Annotated in this window: 3 protein-coding genes and 2 pseudogenes; all 5 read right to left on the reverse strand. The window is 38.8% G+C overall.

Going from position 1 to position 2993, the window contains the following annotated elements; genetic code table 11:
* A pseudogene (locus UC75_RS20605) lies at positions 1-1306 on the reverse strand (phage tail protein); the annotation flags it as partial.
* Complete coding sequence (locus UC75_RS07270; protein ID WP_049837169.1) at positions 1284-1652, reverse strand: hypothetical protein; 369 nt, start codon at positions 1650-1652, stop codon at positions 1284-1286. The gene UC75_RS07270 and the pseudogene UC75_RS20605, both read right to left, overlap by 23 nt.
* Positions 1649-2161 carry a hypothetical protein gene (locus UC75_RS07275; protein ID WP_049837170.1) on the reverse strand — a complete coding sequence of 171 codons (513 nt, stop codon included), beginning with the start codon at positions 2159-2161 and terminating at the stop codon, positions 1649-1651. The genes UC75_RS07270 and UC75_RS07275 overlap by 4 nt, the downstream gene beginning before the upstream one ends.
* Positions 2158-2628 (reverse strand): hypothetical protein, encoded by a 471-nt coding sequence (locus UC75_RS07280; RefSeq protein WP_049837171.1) that lies wholly within the window; start codon positions 2626-2628, stop codon positions 2158-2160. The genes UC75_RS07275 and UC75_RS07280 overlap by 4 nt, the downstream gene beginning before the upstream one ends.
* Positions 2629-2642: 14 nt before the next feature.
* A pseudogene (locus UC75_RS07285) lies at positions 2643-2993 on the reverse strand (hypothetical protein); the annotation flags it as partial.

Below are 2993 nucleotides of genomic sequence, written 5' to 3' on the forward strand. Positions count from 1 at the left end.
CACGTAACTTGATATTGCCTGTACTGGTCTTTTGGTCTTGTAAATCTTCTAACTTATTCCAATCGGAATTTACCCCGCTTGGCGTTGCTAATGTGAGCTGCTTATTCGTGGTATCAACACCCGTAACAACATATTCACCATCTAAAAAGATGTTTGCTGTATTAGCTGTTAAATTTGCCGAGATATTTGAAGTTAATACTTCAGTCACATTTGAAAAGTTTGTGTTTGTTGACACTGGGTTTTTCAAATGAATCGTATATACATTTGATACATAGGTTACTGAATCAATATCGTATAAACCCGCTAAATCAAGTTGTTCATTTACCGGATCGGTAACCAGCAAAGAAGTCACATTAATTTTTCGGTAATTCTGATAATCCAAAACATTTTGCGTTGATTGAATTGCAAATGTTTCATTTGTTGGGTCCACACTGACTTGACCAGTTATAGACAAATCAGAAATACCAAAATTTGCACCACTGATAATTAGAGATTCATTAATATTGAATGAGTTAAATCGATCTGCTGTACCCTGATCATTGGCCTTAATCATATTAGGATATTGAAAATAAATATCTCCAGCTTCAACCCGTGTGCTATTTGGTGGCAAAGCTGTTTGACCATTAATCGAATCATTTTGCCGGGCAATTACTGGAGCTTCAGTAAAGGTATCACCCCATTTAAAAATTGTTTCACTACCAACCAAGGATTGATTTAGCCCATAAGCCGACAAGCTTGTTCCTGGTATCTCTTGAATCGGAGTATCACCGGTCTTAAATTGAGACAGTCTTACAGGGTTTTCACAAACGCATAGCAAAAGCTCTTCAACTTCTACCCCATCTTTGAAATATCGATATGGAGGGGCAAACAAATCAGGTATAGCTTTCGGCCCACCCAATACATAAGGCACTCTTTGCTTAATTCGTTGACGGTTTTCAGGGTTCGATAAATTATTATTACTCGAACCTGTCATCGAACTATTGTTAGTTGGAGCTTTTGGCAACTTAACTAAAGCAGAAACAGCCTGTCCAAGTAACTTTGAAGCAATCCACGTTACTGTTGAAGCCAATTCACCAGGATAACGAACAATCGTACATTCGTCTGTTATTTCCAAGAGACGAGCAACAGATGACATATCCGCTTTTGTTGGCGATATATCATTTTCTGGACAAGGATTTCCCTTGTAAATTTTAGCCTGCGGATGCTTAGCTCTTTCACTAAGGAAAGTATGCAAAATATTATCGGTTTCAACCGTTTCTTTTACATGCTCTTCTAAAGAATTTTTAATGATGTAAATTCGGCTCATAGTATCGAATCCGTTTAAACCAATTGTTAGCCGTCTTAACTGTGATGCGTTGCACGCCACTCTCAGATAAATGAAAAATTGTATGATCAAAAAAAAGCCCAACGTGTGAGCTTTCATTCATATATGTCATTAGGACTATGCAGCCCTCTTTTGGCTTCTTTATCGCCTTATTTCTATGAACCGTTTCTCTTGAAGTCTTAATTGCCTCACTTAAAGGCTGTGCCAAACCAACAAAACACGGGGAATAATCTAGGCCATAAATATGTTTTGCTGCTTTAATAACGAAATGAACACAATGAAATTTTTCAGGATCATATTTGCAGTAAAACAACTCGATAATGTTCATGCATAAAAACCTTCTAAACTTTCATCGGTACTAGGTGAATAAATTTCACCATTGCCAGAATCATTTAATCCAGGCGCTTGAGACTCTATATTTGAACCACGATAATCACGAGTGACCACAGCAATTTCTAAATCTTTGACCACCCACGCTGGAACGTCATAATTCCCCATGTTATAAGCCCGATAATTTAAAACTGGTGGTGTAATCTCTTCATCTTGAAGCACCAGCTTAATCAGATCGGGAATGATGGTTCCAACATCACCAATCATGGCTGAAAGCTTTTGATCAAGATTATCTTCATCGCCCCCGCGATTAATAGTTAAAGGCACATAAACATATTCAAAACTTTGCCCATCTTCATGGGTTAAAGATATTGGCTCCCTGGAATTGACCACATAATGTAAAACTTGCGGCCAATTCGGATGGGAAATTTCAACAGACTCAAGCCAACCAATTGGGCCTGCTGACTGATCAAGTAAAGCAAGCTGTTCTGGTGTAAGTTCAATCATGGATTTACCCCTAATGCATCAGGTAGCCATTCATTTGGCACTTTTTCGATATCATCAATTACTTCACTAGACTCAACGCCTTGGCGTAAATTAACGATATTTCGGTCTAAATCAGCACTACGTTTGATTGGTTTAACAATCACTTGAAAGCTAACCATGACTACAACGCCATTTCGCTTTGATTCACCAGGTAAAGATTTAGATGTGAACCGACATTCACACTCTTCAACTATCCCGTGGTCTAATGAAAGCTCCCATTTCCAATTTTCTGGTTTACGCTGTTTAGTTCTCCAGAAGGCCCAAAAATATTGACGGTCTGCATCATCTTTCAATAAGACAGAAACAGTAACTGAATGAGGCGAACCAACAAAAAAGGGGGCTTGCCTTGGCATTCCCCCTTCATTTTCTTGTTCACGAATATCATTACCTGGTGTAAAGCCATACCCTTCTTGCAAGGGGCAAAGCATGAAAGTATCCAAAATTACCCCCTATTTCGTTCGACCATAAAACCTTGTTGCATCATTTGTGACTCATGACTATTTGCCTGGGTTCCTAATCGAGTAAAGGCTTGTTCAACCTCTTGTCTCACAACATCAATTGTCACATCGCCATTTGATAATCTGCGCTCTCTAGCTGTATAGCCTGGAGGAACATTAATATTGATATTAACGCCACTGCCACGCTGTCTAGTAGGTTCAATATTTTTCTGAGTAAATATAGACGGTGTTTCACTAACTATACCCCCATCGGCATATCCATTCTTGATTGATTGACGCAATGCATTAAACCCCGAAGGACCACCCAAAGCAGCAATTTCCTCTTGAGTTAATAC

The sequence above is a fragment of the Acinetobacter sp. V2 genome (genome assembly GCF_001188385.1).
GTDB lineage: Bacteria > Pseudomonadota > Gammaproteobacteria > Pseudomonadales > Moraxellaceae > Acinetobacter > Acinetobacter oleivorans.

Excerpts from the sequence above, each read along its gene's own strand:
- UC75_RS07280 (WP_049837171.1), bottom strand. The coding sequence starts at position 2,628 with ATGCTTTGCCCCTTGCAAGAAGGGTATGGCTTTACACCAGGTAATGAT.
- UC75_RS07270 (WP_049837169.1), bottom strand. The coding sequence starts at position 1,652 with ATGAACATTATCGAGTTGTTTTACTGCAAATATGATCCTGAAAAATTT.
- UC75_RS07275 (WP_049837170.1), bottom strand. The coding sequence starts at position 2,161 with ATGATTGAACTTACACCAGAACAGCTTGCTTTACTTGATCAGTCAGCA.